Genomic DNA, 25184 nt, shown 5'->3' with positions numbered 1-25184 from the left:
TCCCGATGGCCTTCTCGCGCAGCGGCCCGCGCACCCTGTGGCTGCCCGCCCTCGACGGCATGCGCTTCGTCGCCGCCTCGATCGTCTTCCTCTTCCACTTCGCCTACCAGTTCCCCTTCCGCGACACCGAGGTAGGGGAGTGGTACAGCCGGCTCGTCGGCCGCGCCGGGCCCATGCAGGTGGGGTTCTTCTTCGTGCTCAGCGGCTTCATCCTGACGATGGTCGCCAAGCCCGGTGAGCCGCTGCGCCGCTTCTACCGCCGCCGCACCGCGAAGATCTACCCCAACCACGTGGTCGCCTGGGCCCTGGCCGCCGTGACCATGCTGGCGCTGGGCATCCCGATCGCGGCCCACAGCGCGATCCCGAACCTCTTCCTGATCCATCCGTGGTTCCCGCCGATGGACATCACCTTCAGCATGGACTTCGTCAGCTGGTCGATGGCCTGCGAGGTGGTCTTCTACCTCTGCTTCCCGCTGCTGTACAAGCTGGTGGGGCGGATCCGCCCGCAGCGCCTGTGGTGGTGGGCGGCGGGTCTGGCGGCGGCCATGTGGGTGGTGCCGTTCGTCGCCGAACTCCTCCCGGACCGGCCGATGTTCTACACCATTCCGGCCCGGCACGTGTGGTTCATCCAGATGTTCCCGCCGGTGCGCGCCCTGGACTTCGTGCTGGGCATGGTGATGGCCTGTATCGTCCTGGAGGAGAAGTGGATCCGCCTCGGCCTCTACCCGGCGCTCGGCCTGCTGTTCTGCGGCTACCTCCTCGCCTCGAACGTGCCCGAGCCGTGGAGTTTCGTCGCGGCCACCGGAGCCCCGATCGCCCTGGTCGTCGCCGCCGCGGCCACGGCCGACATGAAGGGACTGTCCTCACCGTTCCGCAGCCGTCCCGTGGTGCGGCTGGGCGAACTCTCCTTCGCCTTCTACCTGGTGCACTGGCAGATCCTCAACTTCGGCCATGTCGCGCTCGGCGCGAAGCGCCAGTGGAGCACGCCCGTCGCCATCACCCTCGGCGTCACCGCGTACGTGGTCTCCTGGTGCCTGGCCTGGGTTCTGCACACCCTCGTCGAGGTCCCCGCGATGCGCCGCTTCGGCCGCCCTCGTCCCCTCCCCAGGCCGGAACCGGCCGCGCCGGACGCCGCCCTGCCCGTCCCCGACGCCGGCGGGAGGCCGGTAGGGGTCCCGGGGAGCCTTCCGCCGTCCGGACCGGATGCCGGCTGAACAGGGCCCACCCGCCCAGCGTCCGGACGACCCCGAGACCAGCCGACGGGACATCAGGGGTTCGCGCGTTCCGCCGCGCTGCGTTCCACACAGAATTCGTTGCCCTCGGGGTCGTACAGCGTCACCCACCCGGTTCCGTCGGGCCTTCGGTGGTCTCCCTGCAGCGTGGCCCCGAGCGAGAGCAGGCGCTCGACCTCCTCGTCCCGGGTGCGGTCCTGGGGCTGGAGATCGAGATGCACGCGGTTCTTCGCCTCCTTGCGGTCGTCGACCCTGACGAACAGCAGGGTGCCGGCGGCACTCGTGACCGTGGCCGCCGGGTCCCCGGGAAAGTCGTCGTCAGCCAGTGAGCCGTCCAGGGCCCGGGCCCAGAAGCCCGCGAGAGCGAACGGGTCGGCGGCGTCGACGGTCACGTGACGTATCAAGGAACTCATGCCCCGAGCTGATCATGAATGCCTTGCACCGTCCAGAGGCGGCCACGGCGAGCACGTGCGGATCCACCGCGGACACGCCTGTGCCCGACGTGGCCGCGCGCCGGGCACAGGGCGCTTGCCCGAACCCGTCCGCGGCCCCCTCGCCACCGACGGGTCCGAGCGGCATCCGGAGCCGATCGGTCAGGACCCGGCCACCCCGGCGAGGTTGTCCCTCTCGATCGCCCGCCCGGCGGCCGGCCGCCCGGTCCACTCCTCGTCGTGCATGGCGTCGGCCGTCATGGTCACGTGCGTGCCACCGCCGGTGGCCGGACGCAGCTCGACCTCGGTGAGGAACTCGTACGGCTCGACGCCGGCTGGTCGACCGCGGTGTGGCGCTGCCGGTAGGCGCGTCGGCGGCAGGCCGCCGAGCAGTAGACGGAAGTCCGGACACGGCCGCGATCCGGCAGCGGGGCGGCGCAGACCTGGCAGTTCCGTCCGCTCATGGGCGGCTCCAGTCATTCGTCACGGGGGTACGGCGTCACGAAAGAGTCTGCCACCCGGGGTGACCGTCGACCCCGCCGACAACAGGCACGGCGACTTCGAGCACCGAGCCGAGCAGCGGCGCCGCTGACCCGGAACGGTCCGGCAGGGGGGCTACGTACACCCCTCATCCGGTGGGAGATCCCCTCCCCACGCGCTTCCGGTTCGGGTTGGCTGGGGGGCGTCACCGACCGGGACACCCAGAAGCAACGGGGGATTCGAACATGCAGATGCCGTCGTCGAAGAGGGCCGGGGCCGCCCTGCTGACCGCAGCCCTGCTCGCACTGGCCTCACCCATGACCGCGACCGCCGTCACCGCCGGACACCACCCGGCCGCGCGGCACTCCTACGGCGTGGCCACCCTCCGGCAGGACCTCGCGGCCGTACGGCAGGCGGGGGGAGGCGATGTGAACGTGCTCGCCCGGGTCGACCGGGCGGACGGGGCGCCGCTCATGGCACGCATCGGCACCCGGACCGCCGGCTCCCCGGCACCGGTGCCGTGGAACGCGCACTTCCGCGTGGCGAGCACGACGAAGACGTTCACCGCCACCGTGGTCCTCCAACTCGCCGCGGAGAAGCGGCTGTCGCTGGACGACACCGTCGAGCACTGGCTGCCGGGGGTCGTCGACGGCAACGGAAACGACGGCGGCCGGATCACCGTACGCGACCTGCTCCGCCAGACCAGCGGCCTGTACGACTACGTCGACGACCCGGAGATCCAGGACCGGCTGATCAACCACTTCGACGAGAACCGCTACGACACCACCCCGGCCGCCGACCTGGTGGCGGTGGCGATGAAGCACCGGCCGCTGTTCGTGCCGCAGCCCGGCGGGGCCACCCGATGGGCGTACTCGAACACCAACTACCTGGTCGCCGGGATGATCGCCGAGAAGGCCGGCGGCGCGAGCTGGCAGGACCTGGTCGCGCACCGGGTGATCGCGAGGCTGGGCCTGCGCAACACCTCGGTCCCCGGGCTCGACCCGTATCTGCCGGAGCCGTTCGTGCGCGCGTACCTGACGACCGCGGACGGCACCCGCCTCGACGTCACCGAGCACAGCTTCCAGCACACCGCCGACTCCGGCGTGGTGAGCACCACCGCCGACCTGAACACCTTCTTCCGCGCCCTGGCCGGCGGCCGGCTGATCCCCGCCGAACAGTGGCGCGAGATGCGGCAGACCGTCGAGCGGACCGACGACCCGGAGGACGTCGCCGAGATGCCCGAGGGCACCTACGGCCTCGGGCTGCGCACCATCCCGCTCTCCTGCGGCGGTTACTACTACACCCACGAGGGCGACGGGGCGGGCGTCAACACCCGCCCCGCGGTGAGCGCGGACGGCAGCCGCGCGGTGACCGTCTCCCTCACCACCACGACCGCCCCGCCGGACCTCGCCGCCCTCAACCGCGCCACGGGCCTCCTCGTCGACCACGCCCTGTGCGACCGGCCGCAGGGATAGGTCAGCCCATGCCCCCCTCCGTGAGGGCGTCCCGGAGCTGGGCTCTGGCCGTGATGCCGAGCTTGGGGAAGATCTTGTGCAGGTGGTAGCCGACCGTACGGGGGGAGAGGTAGAGGCGGGCCGCGATGTCGCGGTTGGTCAGGCCCTGGGCGGCCAGTTCGGCGATTTGGCGTTCCTGCGGGGTGAGTTCACCGGCGGGCGCCGGGCCGGTCGCCGCCCCGGCGGCCCGCAGCTCCGCCGTCGCCCGCTCGGTCCACGGGCGGGCGTCCAGGCGCTGGAAGCACTCCAGGGCCGCGGCCAGGTGCGGGCGGGCCTCGGCGCTGCGGCGGCGCCGGCGCAGCCACTCGCCGAAGTCGAGGTGGGCGAGGGCCTTCTCGAACGGCCAGCAGTCGGTGGCCGGGTCCTCGAGGGCGGCGCGGAAGTGCCGCTCGGCGTCGTCCGTGTCGGTCAGCAGGGCGGTGGCCCGGTGCAGTACAGCGGCCAGGCGCGGGGACGGGTCCGGCTTCAGGTCCTGCCGCACGGCGTCGGACACCGTGCGCGCGTCGTCCGCCCGCCCGGCGCGCACCGCCGCGGCCGCCAGGTCGCCCAGGTAGTAGAGCGAGGCGTGGTAGTGGACGGGCGCCGGGCCGAAGTCCCGGGTGAAGGTCGCACGCAACTGCTCGTAGGCGTCCGCGTGGTCGCCGGCCACGAACGCCGCCATGCCGATGGCGTGCCGATGGCGGACCTGCAGGCTCAGCGATCTGCGCAGGTCCACGCCCCGTACGGCGTGCGCCGCCTCGGCCCGGGCGGTCGCGGGGTCGCCCTGGAGCGCGCGCAGAGTGGCCCGCAGGATGCCGGCGCCCACGGTCACGTTGTCCGCCCCCGCCTCCGTCGCCATCCAGAACGCCTCGTGCGCCGCCTCCTCGGCCGCCGTCCACGAGCCGTTCTCGAACAGGGCGAGGGCGAGCGCCTGGGTCACGGTCGCGTTCGTGCCCGCGCTGCCCGCCCGCCGCAGGACGTCCATGGTCCGCCCGAGGATGCGCACCGCCTGCTCGGTCTCGTCCAGGATCCAGGCCGTGCCGCCCAGAGCGGTGAGGTCGCCGAGCGACTCCTCCTGCGCCAGGGCGGCCAGTCCCGCCGCCAAGTGCTCTGTCAGACGGAGCCGTTCGTGAACGGGGTCGACGACCGCCCGGGCCCAGGCACGGCCGGCGGGGTCGTCGTCCCCGTCGATCAGGCCGCTGATCCGGTCGAGTTCGGCGCGGTAGTAGGGCGCGCCGGAGTTGTAGACGGAGGTGGCGGCGGTGCCCAGAGCGCCGAGGGCGAGGCCCGGAGCGGAGGTCGCGGTGGCTTCCGCGACCCCGAACAGCAGTGCCAGCGCCTCCTCGTGACGGAGGGTCACGCCGAGGGCCCAGCCGCCCAGCAGCGAGGCCTCGGCACGCAGCCGGGGGTCCTCGGTCATCCCCCCGACGCGGCCGCTCAGCTCGCCGACCCACTGCGGATGACCGGCGAACATCGCCGCCTGCGCGGCCGTCAGCAGACGCCGGGCCCGCAGGTCCGGCGCCGGGGTCAGCTCGGCGGCACGCTCCAGCGCGGTGGCGGCCGCCGCGTAGCCGCCCCGGCCCCGGGCCCGTTCGGCGCTCTCCGCCAGGGCGTCGGCGACCTCCGCGTCCTGGCCGGTCGCGGCGGCGGCCAGATGCCAGGCCCGGCGGTCCGGCTCCCCGGCCAGCGCGGCGGCCAGGGCGAGATGGGCCTGCCGGCGCTCGTGGAAGGAAGCCGCGTGGTAGACGGCCGAGCGCACCAGCGGGTGCCGCAGCAGCACCCCGCCGTCCGCCACCCGCACCAGGCCGGCGCGCTCCGCGGGGTCCAGCGCCGCCACGACGTCCAGCTCGGGGGCGGCCCGTATGAGGTCGGCCAGCCGGGCCGGGCCGGCCGCTGCCACCAGGAGCAGGGCCGCCCGGGTCGGCGCGGGCAGGCCGGGCAGGTCGGCGGCGAACAGGTTCTCCAGGCGCGCGGTGAGCGGCAGCGTGGCGCCCCCGGCCCCGCCGGCCCCCATGTCCCCGGTCCGGCCCCGGGCCAGGGCGCGCGGCAGCTCGATCAGGGCCAGCGGGTTGCCGGCCGCCTGCTGGAGGATCTCGGCCCGTGCCTTGCCACGCGGCGGATCCGGCTGCGCGTCCAGGAGCTGCCCGGCCGCGGTACGGCTCAACGCGCCCAGGGTGATCTGCGGGAAGGCCCGGTCGAAACGGGCCGGTACGCCGTCCTCGCGGGCGGCGAGCAGCAGTACCACCGGCCTGCCCTCGAGCCGCCGGGCGAGGAAGGCCAGCACGTCCACCGAACCGAGGTCCAGCCACTGCGCGTCGTCCACCAGCAGGAGCAGCGGCCGGCGTGCGGCGGCCTCGGTGATGAGCCCGAGGACGCCGACGCACAGGGACAGCTGGTCGAGCTTCGGCTCGTACGCCGCCGCCTCCGGACCGAAGGCGCGGTCCAGCGCCTCCCGCTGCCCCGCGGGCAGGCCCTCGCCGGGCAGCAGCGGATGCAGCAGCTGGTGCACGCCCGACAGCCCGAGACCCGCCTCGCCCTCGCTGCCGCGCACCCGCAGGATCCCGAGGCCCCGGTCCCGGCCCCGCTCGGCCGCCCGGTCCACGAGGGTGCTCTTGCCCGCCCCCGGCTCCCCGGTCAGCACCAGCACCTGCGGGCCGCTGCCGTCCACCGCCCCGAGCAGCCGGTCGAGACGGCCCAGCTCGGCGGCCCGTCCCAGGATGCCCGGATCGGAGAGGTGGTCGGTGGTGCCGGCGTGCATGAACCGTCCTTGTCGTCGAGGTCGTCGAGCCGCTGATACGGCAATCCTGCCAGCGGCCCGCGGCAGGACCGGAACCGCGGGCCCGCGCGAGATGGCCGGCCGCCGGCGCGGGTGACTGGTCATGTGACAGAAGCGCGCCTCCCCGGACTCCGCGAAGATGGCCCTGGCCAGGGAAAACGCGCATTACCCGGGGAGTTTGTGCATGACGGTCCACCCACCCCAGCAGTCCACGACCGGCGACGAGACCGCCGTCCTGGGCCGGGACGGCGAGATCGAGCGGATCCTCAGGTGCGTGCGGCGCGAGCCCGGCACTCCCCAGACCCTGCTGCTCCTCGGCGAGGAGGGGACCGGGCGTACGACACTGCTCCGGCACGTCCGGGACCGGGCCGCCGCCGACGGTGTACTGGTGCTGGCCGCGCAGGGCTGGGCCGAGGACCCGCGGCACGCGCACGCCTGTCTGCACCAGCTGTTGACGCCACCGGTGCGGGACGAGCTGGCCGCCCTGCCCGCCGACCGGCGACGGGCGCTGACGGCCGTACCGCCGGTGGAGGGCCCGGTGGACGAGGCGGAGCTGCACGCCGCGGTGACGGCGCTGCTGGACCGGCTCGCCGGGGCCGGCCCGGTGCTGGTGTGCGTGGACGACGCCGACCTGTGCGGCCGTGCCTTCCCGGAGGCGCTGTTCGCCGCCGTACGGCAGCTGGCCGGCCGGGCCCTGACGGTGCTGCTCGCCGCACGCCACGAGGCGGCCCTGCCCGGCCCGCCGCCCGGCACCGAGACCCTGCGGCTGGGCCCACTCGACGGCGCCTCGGCCGCGGCCCTCCTCGACCGCCAGCCGGCCGCGCCCACCGGCCGGCACCGGCTGGAGATCCTCGCCGAGGCCGCGGGCAACCCGCTGGCCATCGTGGAACTGGGCCGCGGCGCGCCGGGCCCCGCCGAAGCGGTACGGCACGCGCACGCCTTCGGCGTACGGGTCGACGCGCTTCCGGCCGAGACCCGCCGGGCCCTGCTGTACGCGGCGGCCGCGGGGCCCGGCGGGACCGTCGCCACCGTCATGGCCGCCCTCGGCACCGGTGACCTGGCGGTGTGGGCGCCGGCCGAGGTGGCGGGGCTGATCGCGCTGGCCGAGGACCGGTTCGACTTCAGGCATCCGCTGGCCCGCTCGGCCGCCTACCTCGGGCGCCCGGCCGGCGAGCGCCAGCAGGCCCACCGGGAGCTCGCCAGGGTCGCCGCGCAGCCCGAGGGCAGGGCCCGGCACCTGGCCGCCGCCACGGTGGGCGCCAACCCCTTCGTCGCCGCCGCCCTGGAGGCCTCCGCCTGGCGGCGGCGGGACGCGGTGGAGGCCGCACGCGCCCTGGAACAGGCGGCCCGGCTCAGCCCGCGGCCGCCGGAACGCGCCCGCCGGCTGGCCGAGGCCCTGACCGCGGCCCACGCCGCGGGCGACCCCGGCTGGGTCCGCGAGCTGTACGAACGGCTCGTCCAGGAAGGCGCCGAGCCGGAGTTCGGCTGCGCCGCGGCCGGCGCCCTGGCCTCCGCCCTCTCCCACGAGTCCGCCCAGCGCGAGGCCTTCGAGCTGCTGGCCGACGCCTCGGTGCACTTCCCCGACGTCGACCGGTCCCTCGCGCTCGCCCTCGCTGCCCTGGCGGCGGGCATCGCCGCCCAGTCCGGGCTGCCGGAGCACACGGCGGCCCTGCCCGCGCTGCTCGACCGGGCCCGGCAGGCCGACGCGTCCGGGCGGTGGCGGCCCGCCACGGCCGAACCACTGGGCCGCCTGGACACCCCGCACACCCGACGGGCCCTGGCCGCGCTGGACACCGCGGCCACCGGGCCACGCTCCGCCACCGCCACCGCCGCCCTCGGTCGCTCGCACCGCATCCCGCCCGGCCCCGGCCACCCGTACGACGCCCCGGACGACGGCCCCCACACCGCGCCGCCCGGCGCCCCGACCGCCTCCGCGGTCCACGGGGGCCACGGGGTCCACGCGGTCCTCGCCGCCGTCGCCCACCAGTCGGACGAGGCGGACGTGGACCTGGGACAGTCGCGGACGGCCGACGAGCGGCTGCGCGGCGCCCGCGCCTTCGGGCTGCGCGGCTGGTCGGTGCTCCCGCTCGTGGACACCCTGCTGGCCACCGGGCGGTTCGCCGAGGCCGGGAGCGTGACCGAGGACGCCCTGACGGAGGCCGCGGTACTGCGCCTGCCGCGGCTGCGGGCCGACCTGGAGACGCAGGCCCTGACCGTACGGGCACTGCGCGGCACCCTGCCGCCGGAGCCCTGGTTCACCCCCTCCGTGTGGCGGGCCGTCTGCCTCGACGAGAACCGGGCCACCCACGCCCGCCTGCTGCGCGCCCGCGGACTCGCCGCCTTGACCCGCGGCGACATGGAGGACGCCTGGCGGCAGCTGCGCGACCTGTTCACCGCCGACGGCGCACCGCTGCACCCCTTCCTGTCCGCACGGGCCGTCGCCGAACTCGCCGTCACCGCCCAGCGCACCGGCCGGTCGGCCGAGGCGCTGCCGCTCGTGGAACGGGTCGCGGCGGAGCAGGGGGACCGCCCGAGCACCCGGATGACGCTGCTGCTGCACCACGCCACCGCCCTGGTCGCCCCGGACCGCGAGGCCGAGCAGCACTTCCAGCTCGCGCTCGTCAACCACGGGGCGAACCGCTGGCCGTGGGAGTGCGCCCACGTCCGCCTCAACTACGCCATCTGGCTGCGCCGCTGCCGCCGCACCCTGGAGGCGCGCCGGCAGCTGACCGCCGTCCTGGAGACCGCCGAACGCCTCGGCGCCGGTGCCCTCGCGGCCGCCGCCGGCAGCGAACTGCGCGCCAGCGGTGCGGCCCCCGCCCCGGCGGACGCGGGGCTGCTGGAGCAACTGACCGCGCAGCAGCGGCAGATCGCCCAGCTGGCCGCGCGCGGCCTGTCGAACCGTGAGATCGGCGAACGGCTCTTCCTGTCGCCGCGTACCGTCGGCTCGCACCTGTACAACGTGTACCCCAAGCTCGGCATCAGCAGCCGCCACCAGCTCCGTGACCTGGTACAGGGCCGGTGACGGCGCCCGAGGGCCGGCCGGAGGAGCGCCCATGACATCCGGAGGCCCGGGGACCGCCGTCGTCCTCGACCCCGTGGTGCAGCGCCTGGTCAGCGCCGCCGCCGTGCCGCCCGCCCTCGACGACCTCGGCCCGGACGCGGCGCGGCAGGCGCTGCGGGAGACCCAGGCCGACCGGTTCGAGGACTTCGCCGTGGACGCGGTCTTCCACGTGGCACCGGTCGGCCCCGCGCGACTGCTCGGCTTCTGGACGGTACGCCCGGCCGGGGCGCGCGGTCCGCTCCCGGCCCTGCTGTACCTGCACGGCGGCCGGTGGTCGCTCGGCGACGCCCAGACCCACGCCCGGCTCATCAGCGAACTCGTCACCGGTGCCGGCGTGTGCGCCGTCGTCCCGGAGTACAGCCGCGCCCCCGAGGCCCGCTACCCGGTGGCGCTGGAGGAGTGCTACGCCCTGCTGGCCTGGGCGGTCGCCCAGGCCGGCGCACTCGCGCTGGACCCCGGCCGGCTGGCGGTCGCCGGCGACTGCGCCGGTGCCACGCTGGCCGCCGCCGTGACCATGCTGGCGAAGGCGCGGCGCGGGCCGCGGATCAGCGCGCAGCTGCTCTACTACCCGCTCACCGACGCCCGCTGCGACAGCCCCTCGCAACGCCAGTTCGCCACCGGCTACCTGCTCACCCGCCGGGCGCTGCGCGCCTATTGGCAGCGGTACGCCGCCGACCCGGCCCGGCGGAGCGAGCCCACCGCGGCCCCGCTGCGGGCGCGCCCGCAGGAGCTGGCGGGGCTGCCGCCGGCCCTGGTGGTCACCGCGGAGGCCGACGTGGCCCGCGACGAGGGCGAGCAGTACGCGCGGCGGCTGTCCGAGGCCGGTGTCGACGCGCTGTCCGTGCGGTTCCTCGGGACCGTCCACGACTTCGTGGCCCTGCACGCCCTCGCCGACAGCGCGCCCACCCGGGCGGCGCTGCTGACCGGTTGCGCCTTTCTGCGGGCCCGGCTGCGGTGACGGGCCCGGCCCCGGCCGAGGACCGGTCGGCCGGTGCACCCGAGCACCGGTCGGCCGGTGCATCCGAGGACCAGTCGGCCGGTGTGCCGGAGGACCAGTCGGCCGACTGATGCGCCGGTGCCGGTCGCCCGGCGAGGCTGGCGGCATGGCAACCGCGATCGGCTCCTACGAGGAGAGACGCCGGCGCCCGGCCGGCGCGGCGAGCGAACGGACCAGGGTGCTGACCACGCGCTCGGTGCCGCCGGACGAGAGCCTGGAGTACTGGCACGACGCCGTGTTCGACACCCTGGTGGGGATGGACATCGCCGCCGAGGGCCGGACCTACGACGCCACCCTGCGCACCGACCGCCTCGGCGACCTGCGGATCACCACGGTGGAGGCCGACCCCGGCCGGGTCCACCGGGCGCCGCGGTTCATCGCCCGCGGCGACGGCCGGGAGATCTTCGTGGCCGTCCAGAGCACCGGCCGCGCCCGCGTCGAACAGGACGGCCGCTCCACCGAGTTGCGCACCGGCGACATCGGGTTCTTCGAGACCCTGCGCCCCTTCCGGACCACTTTCCCGGACCGCTTCCGGCTGAAGATCTTCGCCGTACCGCGCAGGCTGCTGGAGCTCCCGGAGGCCGACGTACGGCAGCTCACCGGACGCGCGCTACGCCCGCGCGGCGGGCTCCCCGCGCTGCTCGGGCCGCTGCTGGAACGGCTGGCCGACACCTCCGCGTCGTACACCACGCCGACGGCCGAGCGGCTGGCCGAGAGCGTCATCGACCTGGTGGCGGCCACGGCGGCCGACCAGGTGGGGGCGGACCCCGCCGAGCTGCCGGGCGCCGACGGTGTGCTGCTGCTGCGCATCAGGACGTACATCCGCTGGCACCTGTCGGATCCCGGGCTGACCCCGGCCGGCATCGCCCGGGTGCACGGCATCTCGGTGCGCTATCTGCACCGGCTGTTCCAGGCCGAGGACACCACCGTCTGCCAGTGGATCCGCGAGCTGCGGCTGCGCGAGTGCCGCCGGGAACTCGCCGCGCGGCCCCCGGGCTCGGTCAGCCTGGGCCAGGTCGCCCGGCGCTGGGGGTTCACCAGCGCGGCCGGGTTCGGCAAGGCCTTCCGCAGCTCCTTCGGGCTGTCCCCGACGGACTGGCTGGACCGGGTGCGGACGGACGGCCCGCCATGCTGACCGCGGTGTCCTGCGCCACCCGGGACCCGGCACCCGGCGACCGCCTCGCCGCCTGGCAGCGCGCCCTGTCCCGGACCTTCGTGGACGTCGAGGTCACCGTGGAGCGCGACCGCCCGTGGACCGGTGAACTGGCCGCCGAACGGCTCGGCGCCCTCCAGATCGCCACCGAGGACTTCGGCCCCGGCACGATCCTGCGCGGCGCCCGCACGGCCGCCGCCGATCCCCGCACCCACATCCTGGTCCGCCGCCAGCTGACCGGCACCGCTTTGCTGCTCCAGGACGGCCGCACCGCCGAGCTGCACCCCGGGGACCTGGCCTTCCACGACGCGCGGCGGCCGTTCCGGATCGTGCTCCCCGACCGGCAGCGGGCCCGGATTTTCATGGTGCCCCGCGCCCGGCTGCGCCTGGAGGAACGGCAGTTGCACGCCCTCACGGCCACGGCGGTGGGCGAGGCCGACGGGGGCGCGGCGGCCCTGCTGCTGCCGCTGCTCGACGGACTCGTCGACGAGGTCACCCGGGCCACCGCGGCCCGGCGCGAACAGCTCGCCCGTACCGTCGTGGACATCCTCGCGACCGTGGCCCTGGAGCGGATCGGCGGGCCGCCCGAGTCGGCCCTGTGGGAGCGGATCACCGCGTCCGTCCGGGACCGGCTCGGCGAACCCGGGCTCGCCCCGCAGGACATCGCCGACCAGCACGCCATCTCGCTGCGCTACCTGCACCGGCTCTTCCAGCGCCAGGGCACCACCGTGGGCGCCTGGATCCGGGCGCGCCGGCTGGAGGCGGCCCACGAGGAGCTGGCCCTGCCCGGCGCCGCCCACCGGTCGATCGCCGCCGTGGCCGCCCGCTGGGGCTTCACCAGCCCCTCCCACTTCAGCCGGGCGTTCCGCGAGACGTACGGGATGTCGCCGGCGCAGTGGCGGCGGGCGGCGGGCGCCGGCCAGGGCGGCCGCATGCCCGCCGGCCGCCCCGCCCTTCCCGCCCCGCTTTCGCGACCGCGGCCCCCCGACCGTGGCCACGACCTCCTACCCTTTCCGGTTGACGGCCGGATCGAACTGACGGCCCGAGTGACGATGGAGCGCGCATGACCGACGAGGCGATGGGTGACGAGGTCTACCAGCCGGACGGTTCGGAGGTGCAGGACGACGCCGGGCTGCTGGACGCCTCGGACACCCTGGACTACCGGGCCGGCGAGGAGGCCCTGGACGAGGGCTACTCGCCGCCGGAGCGGCCCTGGGCCGTGGAGCACACGGGCGTGACGGCGGCGGAGGGACTGCGCGGGGAGACCCTGGACGAGCGTCTCGCCGAGGAGGTGCCGGACATCGGCGTCCCGGACGGCGACGGCCTCGGCGACACCTGGGACACGGACGGCGAACTCCTCGACGACGAGGTCGGCGACGGCCGCGCCGGACGGCTCCTCGCCCCCGACGAGGGAGCGCACGAGGTCACCGACTCCGACCTGTTCGCCTCCGACCGGGGTCTGGACGGCGCGGGGGCGTCGGCGGAGGAGGCCGCGATGCACGTGATCCCGGAGTCCGACGACTTCTGACGACCCGGAACCCGACGACTTCCGCTCAGGTGATGTGGCGCAGCAGCGCCGCGACGGCCGCCGGGGGCTCGCCCGGCGGCCGGACCACCATCACCTTCCAGCTCGGTGCGTGCCGGGCGATCCGGTAGGCCGTCAGGTCCGGGAACCGGCCGGCGATGGTCGGCGGCATGATGCAGACGCCGAGGTCGTTGCGGACCAGTTCGGAGGCGGCCACGATGTCGTTGACCTCGAAGGTCGCGGCCCGTTCGACGCCGGCCGCCCGGAACGAGCGGTCGGCCGCGTCCCGGATGGCCCAGCCGGGCGGGAACTCCACCTGCGGCAGCCCGGCGATGTCCGCCAGCTCCACGGTGTCCTCGGGGCCGCTCGCGGTGAGGCTCCGGCGGGGCGAGGCGACCAGGACCATCTCCTCCCGGGACAGCAGCCTGCTCACCAGCCCGCGCTGCTGCTGCCGGTCCAGCGCCACCACCGCCAGGTCCACCGTGCCCTCGCGCAGCGCCTGCCGCAGGTCGGTGACCGCCGCCTGCCGCAACTGCACGACCACGCGCGGGTGTTCCGCCCGCAGCGCGGCCAGCGCGAGGTGCAGGTCCGCCCAGACCCCCTGCATCGTGCCGACCGTCACCCGGCCGCTCAGCTCCCCCTTCGCCGCGTCGACCGCCTCGCGGGCCAGTTCGGCGGCGCGCAGGGCCTGCCGGGCCGCCGGGACGAACGCCTCACCGGCCGGCGTGAGCCGGACCCGGTGCGTGGTCCGGGTGAACAGCGCCGTACCCAGCTCGCGTTCCAGGGCGCGGACCGTGCCGGAGACGGCCGACTGGACCACGTGCAGCCGCCGCGCCGCCGCCGTGAACCCGCCCGCGTCCGCCACGGCGACGACGACTTCCATCTGCCGCAGGTCCATCATCCGCTCCCGGTGGCGCAGCGCCCGCCTCGGCCGGGCGGCGGTCTCCACTGCATCCTAGGCAGGCGCAGCTCCCGTCCCGGGCGCGGACCGGCGGAGTGTCGGCGGGGTGCTCCGCCAGGAACCGGGCCCACTGCTCCCTATGCCGAGTGCGGCGCGCTCGTGTCGCGCTCGGTCAGCCAGTACAGCAGCGCCAGCACCGGCAGGGCGGCCCCGAACATGCTGACCGCGCTCCAGCCGCCGGACCGGTAGGCGATCGAGCCGAGCTGGGAGCCGAGGGCGCCACCGATGAAGAAGATCGCGATGAAGGCGCTGTTCAGGCGGGCCCGGGCAAGGGGATCGAGTTGGTAGACGGTGTGCTGGCCGAGGATCAGGCTGGTCTGGACGGCCATGTCGAGGGCGACGGCCGCGAGCCCGATCAGGACGACACTGTGCCCGCCGAACCCGGCTATGGCGAAGGCCAGCGCGGCGACCCCGAACGCGGCACCGGTCATCCGGCGGGTCAGACCGCGGTCGGCCCAGTGCCCGGCGAACGGGGCGACGGCCGCACCGGCCGCGCCGACCAGCGCGAACACCCCGACCCCGACGGCGGAGTAGTGGAAGTGCGGTCCGGTCAGGACGTAGGAGACGGTGGTCCAGAAGGCGCTGAAGGCCCCGAACATGGCCGCCTGGTAGAGGCCGCGGCGCACCAGCGCGGGGTGCGTGCGCACCAGCGCCGCCGTGGAGCGCAGCACGCGGTGGTACGGCACGGAGGTGGTCGGCGCATGCTGGGGGAGGGCCAGCCGCAGGGCCACGCCCAGCAGGGCCATCAGGACGGCGGAGCCGAGGTAGACGACCCGCCAGCCTGCCACGCCGGAGACCAGGCTGCTGAGCGTGCGGGACAGCAGGATGCCGGTGAGCAGGCCGCTCATCACCCGGCCCACCACCCGGCCCCGGGCGTGGTCCGGCGCCAGGCTCGCGGCGAAGGGGACGAGGATCTGCGCCACCACGGAGGTGGCCCCGCTGATCAGTGAGGCGATCAGCAGCATCGGGAACCCGGTCGCCAGACCGGCCGCCACCAGGGCGAGCGTGGTGACCGTCAGCAGGGCGGTGATCAGGCTCCGCTTCTCCAGCCGGTCGCCGAGCGGGACCAGGAAGATCATGCCGATCACGTAGCCGACCTGGGTGAGCGTGATCAGCAGGCCCGCGGTTGCCTCGCCGATGTGGAAGACACCGCGCAGCTCGGACAGCAGGGGCTGGGCGTAGTACAGGTTGGCGACCGTCATGCCGGAGGCGACGGCGAACAGCGCGATCAGCCAGCCGGGCACCCCGTGGGCGGCCTCGGGGGCCGTCTCGCGCGGGGGGCGTATTTCGGACGACGACATCTGGGACACGGGACCTTCCTCACAGGAGGCGTTGCTCTCGTCATTCAGCAGCGCTCCGCCGCCCGCCGTGCTTCCCTCCTCACGGCGATGGTTCGGGATGTCAGTCATCTCGACAGCAGATCACCGTGGCCGGGCCCCGCCCTTGAGGACCGGCGCCCCGGGGCCGCGCGTGCGCTGCGGGGCGGGTGGCCGTGCACTCGGGGACAACTGCACGGCACACCGGGCTCCTACGGTGAACCGCGGCCGCGCCGGAACGCCCGGTGTGGCTCACGCAATCCCAGGAGACTCGCATGTCCGAAGCCTTCACGCCCGTCACGCCGGTGCTCGAGCCCGCCGCGCAGGCCTTCGTCGAGGCCACCGCCAACCCGCCCTACCTCTTCGACCTCGCCCCCGCCGAGGGCCGCAAGGCCGTCGACGAGGTGCAGTCCGGCGAGATCGCCAAGCCGGCCGTCGACGAGGAATGGATCACCGTCCAGGGCGGCCCCACCGGCACCGTCCGCGCCCGCATCGTCAAGCCCGCCGGCACCACAGCCACCCTCCCCGTCATCATCTACATCCACGGCGCCGGCTGGGTCTTCGGCAACGCCCACACCCACGACCGCCTGGTCCGCGAACTCGCCGTCGGCGCGAACGCCGCCGTCGTCTTCCCCGAGTACGACCTCTCGCCCGAGGCCCGCTACCCCGTCGCCATCGAGCAGAACTACGCCGTCGCCCAGTGGGTCGTCACCCAGGGCGCGACCAAGGACCTCGACCCCACCCGCATCGCGGTCGCCGGCGACTCCGTCGGCGGCAACATGACCGCCGCCCTCACCCTGATGGCCAAGGAACGCGGGGACGTGCCCCTGCTCCAGCAGGTCCTCTTCTACCCGGTCACGGACGCGAGCTTCGACACCGCCTCCTACCACCAGTTCGCCGAGGGCTACTTCCTGCGCCGCGACGGCATGTTCTGGTTCTGGGACCAGTACACGACCGACGAGGCCGAACGCGCCCAGATCACCGCCTCCCCGCTGCGCGCCACCACCGAACAGCTCACCGGCCTGCCCCCCGCCCTCGTCATCGTCGCCGAGGCCGACGTCCTGCGCGACGAGGGCGAGGCCTACGCCAACAAGCTCCGCGAAGCCGGCGTACCCGTCACCGCCGTCCGCTTCCAGGGCATCATCCACGACTTCGTGATGCTCAACGCCCTGCGCGAGACCCACGCCGCCGAAGCCGCCATCTCCCTGGCCGCACGCACCCTGCACACCGCCCTCCACACCGCCTGAGCCAGGGGTGACCGGCGTGACCACCGACGACCCGTCCGCGCCCGACGCCCCGTCCGCGCCCGGCGACCCGTCCGCGCCCGACGGCCACCCGCGCCTGAGGCACCTCAAGGAACAGCTCACCGAGCACCGTCGCCGGAGCAGGGCCGAGCGCGAGGAAGCCGAGCTGGAGGAGGCCGTCGGGACGGCGGCCTTCGACCTGGGGACCGACATCGCGCACCCCGCCCCGGACCACGCGGAAGCCGCCTACGACGTCGACACGGACCTCGGGGTCGACCCGCGCTAGCCCCCTCCGTCAGCCCTGCCCCGACCCGCCGACAAGGAACTCCCATGACCGACTCCACACCCACCGTCGTCCTGGTGCACGGTGCCTTCGCCGACGCGTCCAGCTTCGCCCGGGTCGTCCCCGAACTGCTGGCCGACGGCCTGAAGGTGCTCGTCCCGGCCGTGCCCAACCGCAGCCTCACCGGCGACTCCGCGTACATCGCCTCGGTGGTCCGCGCGGTCGACGGCCCCGTCGTCCTGGTGGGCCACTCCTACGGCGGTGCCGTCATCACCGTCGCGGGCGCCGAGGACAACGTGCGGGCCCTGGTCTACCTGGCCGGCTACGCCCTGGAGGAGGGCGAGAGCCTCGGCGAGCTCCAGGGCCGGTTCCCGGACTCCGAGCTCGCCTCTGCCCTGGTGTACACGCCGTTCCCGGTCGAGGGCTCGGACGAGCCGGGCACCGACGTCACCGTCGAGACCGACAGGTTCCCCGCGATCTTCGCCGCCGACGTCGACCCGGACCTCGCCCGGGTGCTCGCCGTCTCCCAGCGCCCGCTGGCCGGCGCGGCCTTCGCCGAGGCGGCCCCGGTCGCGGCCTGGAAGACCAAGCCGTCCTGGGGCCTGGTGTCGTCCTCCGACCGCACCATCAACCCGGACGTCGAGCGCTACGGCTACGAGCGCGCCGGCATGACCACGGTCGAGGTCGACTCCTCCCACCTGGTCATGCTCGCGCACCCCGAGAAGGTCGCGGACCTGATCCGCGAGGCCGTCCGGAGCCTCGGTACGGAGTAAACGGCGCACCCCGCAAGGGTGATGCCGAGCGGGCCGCGCACCGGTGCAGACCGGGCGCGGCCCGTCCGCATGTAGGTACATGTCATGCGGACAGCGGCGACGAAGGTACGAGCACGGATGCGATCCCCCTGGACCTGGACGGCCCTCGCCGCCGTCACGGGCGTGTCCGCGACCCTGCCGTTCCTCCTCGCCGGCGGCGCCGGGCCGCGCCCGCTCTCCGCGGCCGAGGCCCGGCGCATGGCCCTCACCCCGCTCCGCGCCTACCGGGACAGCCCCGCCGAGGTGACGGTACGGGCACCGCTGCCCGGCGGTACGGCCGTGGTCCGCGCGGTGGTCGACGAGCACCGGCACCGGGCGGTGGGCTGGTTCGACACGGGGGACGCGGCGGAGCGGGGGCTGCTGGCGTGGGACGGGGCCGGGCTGGAGGTCGCCCGCCCCAAGGCGGACGGCAGCGCGGGCCCGCTGGCGAGACCGGCGTCGACGGCGGAGGCGGTACGGGACGCCGCGCGGCTGAAGCCGACGGCGTGGATCCGCCGCCGCTACGGGCCCGCTTCGCTGGACACGGCCCTGCGGCTGACGCTCTCCCTCGCCGCCGCCCGCCCGGACGACGCGCGCCGGATCGCCCGGTCCGGCCGACGCCACCTCGGCACGGACCGGATCGACGGCCGCCGCTACGACGTCATCTCCGCCGGTGACGCACCGCTGAAGTACTGGATCGACGCCGCCGGGCGCCTGCGCCGGGTCAGGGAGGACCTGGACGACGACCGCACGATCGTGGTGGACGTGACGGGGGCGCGGGTACGGCCGGGCGTGCCGGAGGGGCCGTGGGCGAAGAGCTGAGGTGGGCTGGGGGCATGGGGACGCTTACCGGCGCCGGCAGGGTGCCGCCGCGCCCACCCGTGCCGCCCTGCGGCACGCCTGCCCGCGGCTGGGCAGCGCCCCGCAAGGGGCGCTGGGGGTACCCCCGGTCGAAGGCTGGGGGAGGAACTGCGCGGCCAGCCCCCGCCGGGCCGCAGCCGAACGACTCTGTGAACCACCTCACCTCGCCTGTGAGTTGAGCGCACTGGCTGTGGATCGCCGTACCACTCCCCGACAGGTCCGCACCGGCTGCAAGGATGATGCGCCATGACGGCAGGATGGTGTGCGCGCACGATACGGTCCGCGGTGTTCGCGGCCGTCTGCGTGCTGCTCGCCGCCCTGGGCCACGTCCTGATGTCCGGCAGCCGGGTGCCCGCCTGGACCCTGGCCGCCGCCCTGGCGCTCACCGGCGCCCTCGGCTGGGCCCTGTCCGGCCGCGAACGCGGGCTGCCCCTGGTCGTGTCCGCCGCGGTCGGCGCCCAGACGGCCCTGCACTCCGGCTTCTCCGCGGCTCAGGTGTGGAGCACCCACACCGCGCCCATGGGATCCATGCACATGGACATGGCCGGGGACATGGCCGCCATGAACATGGGGTCGATGCACATGGCCGCCGCCCACACCGACCCCGTCGAATACCTGGGCTTCGGTACCGGCGGCACCGCATCCACCGGCATGTTCGCCGCCCACCTCCTCGCCGCGCTGCTGTGCGGCCTCTGGCTCGGCCACGGCGAACGCGCAGCGTTCCGCATCGTCCGGGCCGTCGCCGGCCGGCTCGTCGCGCCGCTCCGGCTGCTGCTCGCTCTGCCGGCCACCCCCGAGCGCCCTCGGCCCCGGCCGCGCCGCCGCCGTTCGGACCGGGCGCCGCGGCTTCTCCTCCTCGTCCACGCGATCACTTCCAGGGGTCCGCCCGTGCGGACGGCTGTCGCCTGACGACAGCTGGTGTTCCGGAGCCGCCCAAGCGCGCCCCGGACCAACACGGCGGCCGTACGCCCGCTTGAGCACCGCGAGCGCCACCGGGCCGTCTCCCCCTTCACCTTTCTCACAAGGACACCGAGTGATCACTTCTGTCCTGCCCGCATGCGCCGAGGCGACGGAGAAACGCGACGCGTCGATCACGGCCTGGGCCCTCGCCGCCCGGTCCGGGGACACGGCCGCCGTGGACGCGTTCGTACGGGCCCTGCACCGCGACGTCCTCCGGTACGTCGCCCATCTCTGCGCCGACCCGCAGGCGGTCGACGACCTCGCGCAGGACACGTTCCTGCGCGCGCTGGGCAGCCTGCACCGTTTCGAAGGCCACGGCTCGGCCCGTTCCTGGCTGCTGTCGATCGCCCGCCGGGCCGTCGTGGACAGCCATCGGTACGCCGCCGCCAGGCCGCGCGCGGCGGACGTCCCCGACTGGCAACAGGCCGTCGAGCGGGCCCAGCCGCACGGGCTGCCCGGGTTCGACGACGGGGTCGCGCTCATGGATCTGCTGGCGGCGCTGCCCGACGAGCGGCGCGAGGCGTTCGTCCTCACCCAGCTCGTCGGGCTGCCGTACGCCGAGGCCGCCGAGGTCAGCGACTGTCCCGTCGGCACGGTCCGCTCCCGGGTGGCCCGGGCCCGCGAGGCGCTCCAGGATCAGTTGGCCTGAGGTTCCTCGAAGGCCTTGAGGATGTGTTCGGCGGCCAGCGTCGCCGTCAACGTGCCGTCCCTGACCTGCCGTTCGAGGTCGGGGGCGGCCGCGCGCACCGCGGGGTGGGCGGAGAGCCGCCCGAGCAGCTCGTCCCGGACCATCGACCAGGTCCACCCCACCTGCTGCTCCCGCCGCTTGTCGGCGAGTCGCCCGGTGGAGTCGAGCAGTGCCCGGTGCTGCTCCAGGCGCTCCCAGACCAGCTCCAGGCCGGTCGACTCCCGCGCGCTGCAGCTCAGCACAGGGGGAGTCCAGAAGGCGTCCTTGCCGTGCATCAGGCGCAGCGCGCCCGCCAGTTCCCGCGCCGCGGAACGGGCGTCGCGCTCGTGCGGGCCGTCCGCCTTGTTGACGGCGATCACGTCGGCCAGCTCCAGGACGCCCTTCTTGATGCCCTGGAGCTGGTCGCCGGTACGGGCAAGGCTGAGCAGCAGGAAGGAGTCGACCATGTCGGCGACCGCGGTCTCCGACTGGCCGACGCCGACGGTCTCGACGAGGACCACGTCGTATCCGGCCGCCTCCATGACCACCATCGACTCGCGGGTCGCCTTGGCGACCCCGCCCAGCGTGCCCGCGCTGGGGGAGGGGCGGACGAAGGCGTTCGGGTCGACCGCCAGCCGCTCCATGCGTGTCTTGTCACCGAGGATCGATCCCCCGGTCCGCGTCGACGACGGGTCCACGGCCAGGACCGCGACCCGGTACCCCAGTCCCGTCAGCAGCGTGCCGAACGCGTCGATGAACGTCGACTTGCCCACGCCCGGCACCCCGCTGATGCCGATCCGCCGGGCCCGGCCGCTGTGCGGGAGCAGCTCGGTGAGCAACTCCTGCGCCAGCACCCGGTGCTGTGGCCGGGTGGACTCGACGAGGGTGATGGCGCGGGCGACGACCGCGCGCTTCTGGTCGAGCACACCCTTCACATAGGCGTCGACATCGATCACAGGTCGTGCCCGAGTTCCGCCGACAGCCGCTTCACCAGGTCGTAGGCCGCGTCCGGGATCACCGTCCCGGGCGGGAACACGGCCGTGGCACCCATCTCCAGGAGGGCCGGCACGTCCTGGGGCGGGATGACACCGCCGACCACGATCATGATGTCCGCCCGGCCCTCCTCGGCGAGCTGCTCGCGCAGCGCCGGTACGAGGGTGAGGTGGCCGGCCGCCAGCGAGGACACGCCGACCACGTGGACGTCCGCCTCCACCGCCTGGCGGGCGACCTCCTGGGGGGTCTGGAAGAGCGGGCCGACGTCGACGTCGAAGCCGAGGTCGGCGAAGGCGGTCGCGATCACCTTCTGGCCGCGGTCGTGACCGTCCTGGCCCATCTTGGCGACCAGAATGCGCGGGCGGCGCCCCTCGGCCTCGTCGAAGGCGTCGACCAGGGCCCGGGTGCGGTCCACGTCCGGGGACTCGCCTGCTTCGTTGCGGTACACACCGGAGATCGTACGGATCTGGCTCGCGTGCCGGCCGTACACCTTCTCCAGGGCGTCCGAGATCTCACCGACGGTCGCCTTGGCGCGGGCCGCGTGCACGGCCAGCTCCAGCAGGTTGCCGTCGCCGTCCGCCGCCCGGGTCAGCGCGTCGAGCGCGTCCCGGCACGCCGTCTCGTCCCGCTCCGCGCGCAGCCGCCGCAGCTTGGCGATCTGCTGGGCGCGCACGGAGGAGTTGTCGACCTTGAGGACCTCGATCTGCTCGTCGCTGTCCACCCGGTACTTGTTGACGCCGATCACGGGCTGGCGGCCGGAGTCGATCCGGGCCTGGGTGCGGGCCGCGGCCTCCTCGATGCGCAGCTTGGGAATGCCGGCGTCGATCGCCTTGGCCATGCCGCCCGCCGCCTCGACCTCCTGGATGTGCGCCCAGGCCTTGCGCGCGAGGTCGTAGGTGAGCTTCTCGACGTAGGCGCTGCCGCCCCAGGGGTCGATGACCCGGGTGGTGCCCGACTCCTGCTGGATGAGCAGCTGGGTGTTGCGGGCGATCCGCGCCGAGAAGTCCGTCGGGAGCGCGAGGGCCTCGTCCAGGGCGTTGGTGTGCAGCGACTGGGTGTGGCCCTGGGTCGCCGCCATCGCCTCGACGCACGTGCGCGTGACGTTGTTGAAGACGTCCTGCGCGGTCAGCGACCAGCCCGAGGTCTGCGAATGGGTGCGCAGCGAGAGGGACTTGGTGTTCTGCGGCTCGAACTGCGCGACCAGCTTCGCCCACAGGAGCCGGGCCGCCCGCAGCTTGGCGATCTCCATGAAGAAGTTCATGCCGATCGCCCAGAAGAAGGAGAGCCGGGGCGCGAACGCGTCCACGTCCAGGCCCGCCTCCCGGCCCGCCCGGATGTACTCGACGCCGTCGGCGAGCGTGTACGCCAGCTCCAGGTCGGCCGTCGCGCCCGCCTCCTGGATGTGGTAGCCGGAGATGGAGATCGAGTTGTAGCGGGGCATCCGCTGCGAGGTGTAGGCGAAGATGTCGGAGATGATCCGCATCGACGGCTTCGGCGGATAGATGTAGGTGTTGCGGACCATGAACTCCTTGAGGATGTCGTTCTGGATGGTCCCGGCCAGCTTCTCGGGCGCGACGCCCTGCTCCTCCGCCGCCACGATGTACAGCGCCAGCACGGGCAGCACCGCGCCGTTCATCGTCATCGACACGGTCATCCGGTCCAGCGGGATGCCGTCGAAGAGCTGGCGCATGTCGAGAATCGAGTCGATGGCCACGCCCGCCATGCCGACGTCACCGGTCACTCGCGGGTGGTCGCTGTCGTAGCCCCGGTGCGTGGGCAGGTCGAAGGCGACCGACAGGCCCTTCTGGCCGGCCGCCAGGTTGCGCCGGTAGAACGCGTTGGACTCCTCGGCGGTGGAGAAGCCCGCGTACTGGCGGATGGTCCAGGGCTGGTTGACGTACATCGTCGGGTAGGGGCCGCGCAGGTACGGCGCGATGCCCGGGTAGGTGCCCAGGAAGTCCAGGCCCTCCAGGTCACGGCCGGTGTAGAGCGGCTTGACCCCGATGCCCTCCGGGGTCTCCCACACGGGCGGGTCACCCGCGGCGGCCCGCCACTGGTCGGCGCTGCCCGCGGTGAGGGGGGTGCCCAGCTCGATGCCGGAGAAGTCGGGGATTCCCATCAGGACACTCCCATGCGGTCGAGGGTCTCGGACAGCACGGCGACGGCGTCGCAGCCCGCGAAGACGTACGAGTCGACGCCGGTGAACTCGCCCCGGCCCGCGAGGACCACGTGCCGGGCACCGGCCGCCTTCAGCGACTCGGCGGCCTGTGGGGCCTGTTCGGCGTAGAGCGCGTCGCTGGAGCAGAGCACCGCCTCGGTGGCGCCGCTCTCCTCGAAGGTGCCCTCGGTGACGGGTTCGATGCCGCCGGCCTGGAAGAGGTTGGCGGCGAAGCCGGCGCGCGCGGTGTACGCGGCGGCGGGGCCCAGCGTGGCCAGGTAGATCCGGGGGCGGCTGCCGGTCGCCGCGAGGTGGGCGTCCGAGCGGGCGCGCAGCTCCTCGAAGGCCTCGTCACGGCGGACCCGGGGGAGGCCGCCCGACGGCGGCTCGGGGGCGGGCTCGCGCACCACCGGCTTCTCGGCGAGGAACGGGAACTCGCTGACCCCGGTGACGGGCTCGCGGCGCTTGGCGAGCTTCTTGGAGCGCTCGGCCCAGGTGGTCGCGAGGTCGGTGCGCAGGCGGCCGGAGCGCAGGACGGCCGCCTGGCCGCCGTCGCGCTCGACGGTCCGGAAGAACTCCCAGGCCGCGTGGGCGAGTTCGTCGGTGAGCTGCTCGACGTACCAGGAGCCGCCCGCCGGGTCGATGACCCGGGCCAGGTGGGACTCCTCGACGAGGATCGTCGAGGTGTTGCGGGCGATCCGGCGGGCGAACCCGTCCGGCAGGCCGATCGCGTGGTCGAACGGCAGCACGGTGACGGAGTCGGCGCCGCCCACCCCGGCGGCCAGCGTCGCGACCGTCGTACGGAGCATGTTCACCCACGGGTCGCGGCGGCTCATCATCACCGGTGAGGTGACGGCGTGCTGCACCTGCGCGCCCGCGTCGGCCGCACCGCTGACCTCGGCGACCCGCGCCCACAGCCGGCGGGCCGCGCGCAGCTTGGCGGTCGTCAGGAACTGGTCGGCGGTCGCCGCGTACCGGAACTCCAGCTGCCCGAGGGCCTGCTCGATGCCGAGACCGGCCTCGGTCAGCTCGCGCAGGTAGGCCACCCCGGTGGCCAGCGAGGCACCCAGCTCCTGTGCGGCCGAGCCGCCCGCCTCGTGGTAGGGCAGCGCGTCCACGGTCAGCGCGCGCAGGCCCGGGAACTCCCCGGCGCAGTGCCTCGCCAGATCGGCGACGGGAGCGAAGGGCAGGGCGGTGCCGGTGCGCGCCTCGTACCCCAGCGGGTCGGCGCCCAGGTTGCCGCGCACCGCCTCGGGGGCGACGCCCTTCTCGTCGTACAGCCGGAACAGCTCGGCCGCCGCCGCCTCGGTGTCCCGGCCGCCGTCCAGGACCACCGGGGCCAGGTCCAGGTAGACGCCGTCGAGGGCGCGGGCGAGTCCGGGCACGGGGATGCCGCCCCGGCCCACGAGCAGCCAGAGCGAGGTGACGCCGTTCTCCAGGTCGGCCAGGACCGCGCCGTCGGGAGCCGCCGCGTGCCGCTGCCGTACGTCCCAGCCGCCCGCGGTGCCGCCCTCCGGACGGCCGCCACGCACGTACGGCGCGAAGCCGGGCAGACCGGGGTCGGGTGCGGTGTCGCGCGCGGTGTACAGGGGACGGGTGCGCAGCCCGTCCTCCAGCGTCGTGGACAGGGCGTCCTCGGCGGCCTCGCCCGAGACTTCCCTGCCGGACTTGCGCAGCACGCCTTCGACCAGGCGTTGCCACTGCTCTTGCGTCGCGTCAGGGAACTCGGCGGCCAGTGAGAGCCCGTCGTCAGGCAGGACCGTCATGCTCGGATGCTAGGGCAGAGCGCCAAAGGTGCA

At 74.6% G+C, this 25184-nt stretch carries 20 protein-coding genes; 13 read left to right on the top strand and 7 right to left on the bottom strand.

What is annotated here, in order from left to right; all coding sequences use genetic code 11:
* Positions 1 to 5 precede the first annotated feature (5 nt).
* Complete coding sequence (locus ACFY6U_RS04220) at positions 6 to 1214, top strand: acyltransferase family protein (protein WP_390034978.1); 1209 nt, start codon at positions 6 to 8, stop codon at positions 1212 to 1214.
* Between the two features lie 53 nt (positions 1215 to 1267).
* On the opposite strand, the gene ACFY6U_RS04215 is transcribed toward ACFY6U_RS04220, so the two are convergent.
* The gene (locus ACFY6U_RS04215) at positions 1268 to 1645 is read right to left on the bottom strand and encodes a VOC family protein (protein ID WP_390034977.1); all 378 of its coding nucleotides are present in this window, start codon (positions 1643 to 1645) and stop codon (positions 1268 to 1270) included.
* Between the two features lie 743 nt (positions 1646 to 2388).
* On the opposite strand from ACFY6U_RS04215, the gene ACFY6U_RS04210 reads away from it, so the two are divergent.
* Positions 2389 to 3618, top strand: a complete 1230-nt coding sequence (locus ACFY6U_RS04210) for a serine hydrolase domain-containing protein (RefSeq protein ID WP_390034976.1) — start codon at positions 2389 to 2391, stop codon at positions 3616 to 3618.
* A 1-nt stretch (position 3619) separates the two neighbouring features.
* On the opposite strand, the gene ACFY6U_RS04205 is transcribed toward ACFY6U_RS04210, so the two are convergent.
* Positions 3620 to 6394 carry an AAA family ATPase gene (locus ACFY6U_RS04205; RefSeq protein ID WP_390034975.1) on the bottom strand — a complete coding sequence of 925 codons (2775 nt, stop codon included), beginning with the start codon at positions 6392 to 6394 and terminating at the stop codon, positions 3620 to 3622.
* 202 nt (positions 6395 to 6596) lie between these two features.
* Between ACFY6U_RS04205 and ACFY6U_RS04200 the strand changes: the two genes are divergently transcribed.
* The 5 genes from ACFY6U_RS04200 (at position 6597) to ACFY6U_RS04180 (ending at position 13154) form a co-directional block, all read left to right on the top strand.
* Positions 6597 to 9437 carry an AAA family ATPase gene (locus ACFY6U_RS04200; RefSeq protein ID WP_390034974.1) on the top strand — a complete coding sequence of 947 codons (2841 nt, stop codon included), beginning with the start codon at positions 6597 to 6599 and terminating at the stop codon, positions 9435 to 9437.
* 31 nt (positions 9438 to 9468) lie between these two features.
* A complete protein-coding gene (locus ACFY6U_RS04195; protein ID WP_351502715.1) occupies positions 9469 to 10434 on the top strand; it encodes an alpha/beta hydrolase in 966 nt (321 codons plus the stop codon).
* Between the two features lie 145 nt (positions 10435 to 10579).
* Positions 10580 to 11608: a helix-turn-helix domain-containing protein gene (locus ACFY6U_RS04190; RefSeq protein WP_390034973.1), complete on the top strand. Its 1029-nt coding sequence runs from the start codon at positions 10580 to 10582 to the stop codon at positions 11606 to 11608.
* Positions 11602 to 12693: a helix-turn-helix domain-containing protein gene (locus tag ACFY6U_RS04185; protein WP_390034972.1), complete on the top strand. Its 1092-nt coding sequence runs from the start codon at positions 11602 to 11604 to the stop codon at positions 12691 to 12693. The genes ACFY6U_RS04190 and ACFY6U_RS04185 overlap by 7 nt, the downstream gene beginning before the upstream one ends.
* Positions 12690 to 13154 carry a DUF5709 domain-containing protein gene (locus ACFY6U_RS04180; RefSeq protein WP_351502712.1) on the top strand — a complete coding sequence of 155 codons (465 nt, stop codon included), beginning with the start codon at positions 12690 to 12692 and terminating at the stop codon, positions 13152 to 13154. The genes ACFY6U_RS04185 and ACFY6U_RS04180 overlap by 4 nt, the downstream gene beginning before the upstream one ends.
* 25 nt (positions 13155 to 13179) lie before the next feature.
* Here ACFY6U_RS04180 and ACFY6U_RS04175 read toward each other — a convergent pair whose 3' ends face one another.
* A complete protein-coding gene (locus ACFY6U_RS04175; protein ID WP_390035201.1) occupies positions 13180 to 14049 on the bottom strand; it encodes a LysR family transcriptional regulator in 870 nt (289 codons plus the stop codon).
* 140 nt (positions 14050 to 14189) lie between these two features.
* Positions 14190 to 15413: an MFS transporter gene (locus tag ACFY6U_RS04170; RefSeq protein WP_390035200.1), complete on the bottom strand. Its 1224-nt coding sequence runs from the start codon at positions 15411 to 15413 to the stop codon at positions 14190 to 14192.
* A 290-nt stretch (positions 15414 to 15703) separates the two neighbouring features.
* Between ACFY6U_RS04170 and ACFY6U_RS04165 the strand changes: the two genes are divergently transcribed.
* The 6 genes from ACFY6U_RS04165 to ACFY6U_RS04140 all read left to right on the top strand — a co-directional run bounded on the left by ACFY6U_RS04165 (position 15704) and on the right by ACFY6U_RS04140 (position 20216).
* Positions 15704 to 16675 carry an alpha/beta hydrolase gene (locus ACFY6U_RS04165; RefSeq protein WP_390034971.1) on the top strand — a complete coding sequence of 324 codons (972 nt, stop codon included), beginning with the start codon at positions 15704 to 15706 and terminating at the stop codon, positions 16673 to 16675.
* A gap of 16 nt (positions 16676 to 16691) precedes the next feature.
* On the top strand, positions 16692 to 16958 hold the full coding sequence (locus ACFY6U_RS04160) for a hypothetical protein (protein ID WP_390034970.1): 267 nt from the start codon (positions 16692 to 16694) through the stop codon (positions 16956 to 16958).
* 44 nt (positions 16959 to 17002) lie between these two features.
* Entirely contained in the window at positions 17003 to 17728 is a 726-nt protein-coding gene (locus ACFY6U_RS04155) for an alpha/beta fold hydrolase (protein WP_390034969.1), read from the top strand.
* A 117-nt stretch (positions 17729 to 17845) separates the two neighbouring features.
* Positions 17846 to 18568, top strand: coding sequence for a hypothetical protein (locus ACFY6U_RS04150; protein ID WP_390034968.1), 723 nt, complete (start codon positions 17846 to 17848; stop codon positions 18566 to 18568).
* Between the two features lie 285 nt (positions 18569 to 18853).
* Positions 18854 to 19516: a hypothetical protein gene (locus ACFY6U_RS04145; protein WP_390034967.1), complete on the top strand. Its 663-nt coding sequence runs from the start codon at positions 18854 to 18856 to the stop codon at positions 19514 to 19516.
* Positions 19517 to 19640: 124 nt separating this feature from the next.
* Positions 19641 to 20216, top strand: a complete 576-nt coding sequence (locus ACFY6U_RS04140; protein WP_390034966.1) for a sigma-70 family RNA polymerase sigma factor — start codon at positions 19641 to 19643, stop codon at positions 20214 to 20216.
* On the opposite strand, the gene meaB is transcribed toward ACFY6U_RS04140, so the two are convergent.
* From meaB to ACFY6U_RS04125, 3 genes are read right to left on the bottom strand one after another with little or no spacing between them, the layout of a single operon-like run.
* Positions 20204 to 21190 carry a methylmalonyl Co-A mutase-associated GTPase MeaB gene (gene meaB, locus ACFY6U_RS04135; RefSeq protein WP_390034965.1) on the bottom strand — a complete coding sequence of 329 codons (987 nt, stop codon included), beginning with the start codon at positions 21188 to 21190 and terminating at the stop codon, positions 20204 to 20206. The genes ACFY6U_RS04140 and meaB overlap by 13 nt on opposite strands.
* A complete protein-coding gene (scpA, locus tag ACFY6U_RS04130; protein ID WP_390034964.1) occupies positions 21187 to 23346 on the bottom strand; it encodes a methylmalonyl-CoA mutase in 2160 nt (719 codons plus the stop codon). Before scpA ends, meaB begins: the two co-directional genes overlap by 4 nt.
* The gene (locus tag ACFY6U_RS04125) at positions 23346 to 25151 is read right to left on the bottom strand and encodes a methylmalonyl-CoA mutase family protein (protein WP_390034963.1); all 1806 of its coding nucleotides are present in this window, start codon (positions 25149 to 25151) and stop codon (positions 23346 to 23348) included. Before ACFY6U_RS04125 ends, scpA begins: the two co-directional genes overlap by 1 nt.
* Positions 25152 to 25184: the final 33 nt, after the last annotated feature.

It is taken from the genome of Streptomyces sp. NPDC013157, from assembly GCF_042899865.1.
In the GTDB taxonomy this organism is placed as follows: domain Bacteria; phylum Actinomycetota; class Actinomycetes; order Streptomycetales; family Streptomycetaceae; genus Streptomyces.
The sequence above is the reverse complement of the archived record's forward strand: the minus strand, read 5'-3'. Positions and strand labels throughout refer to the sequence as shown.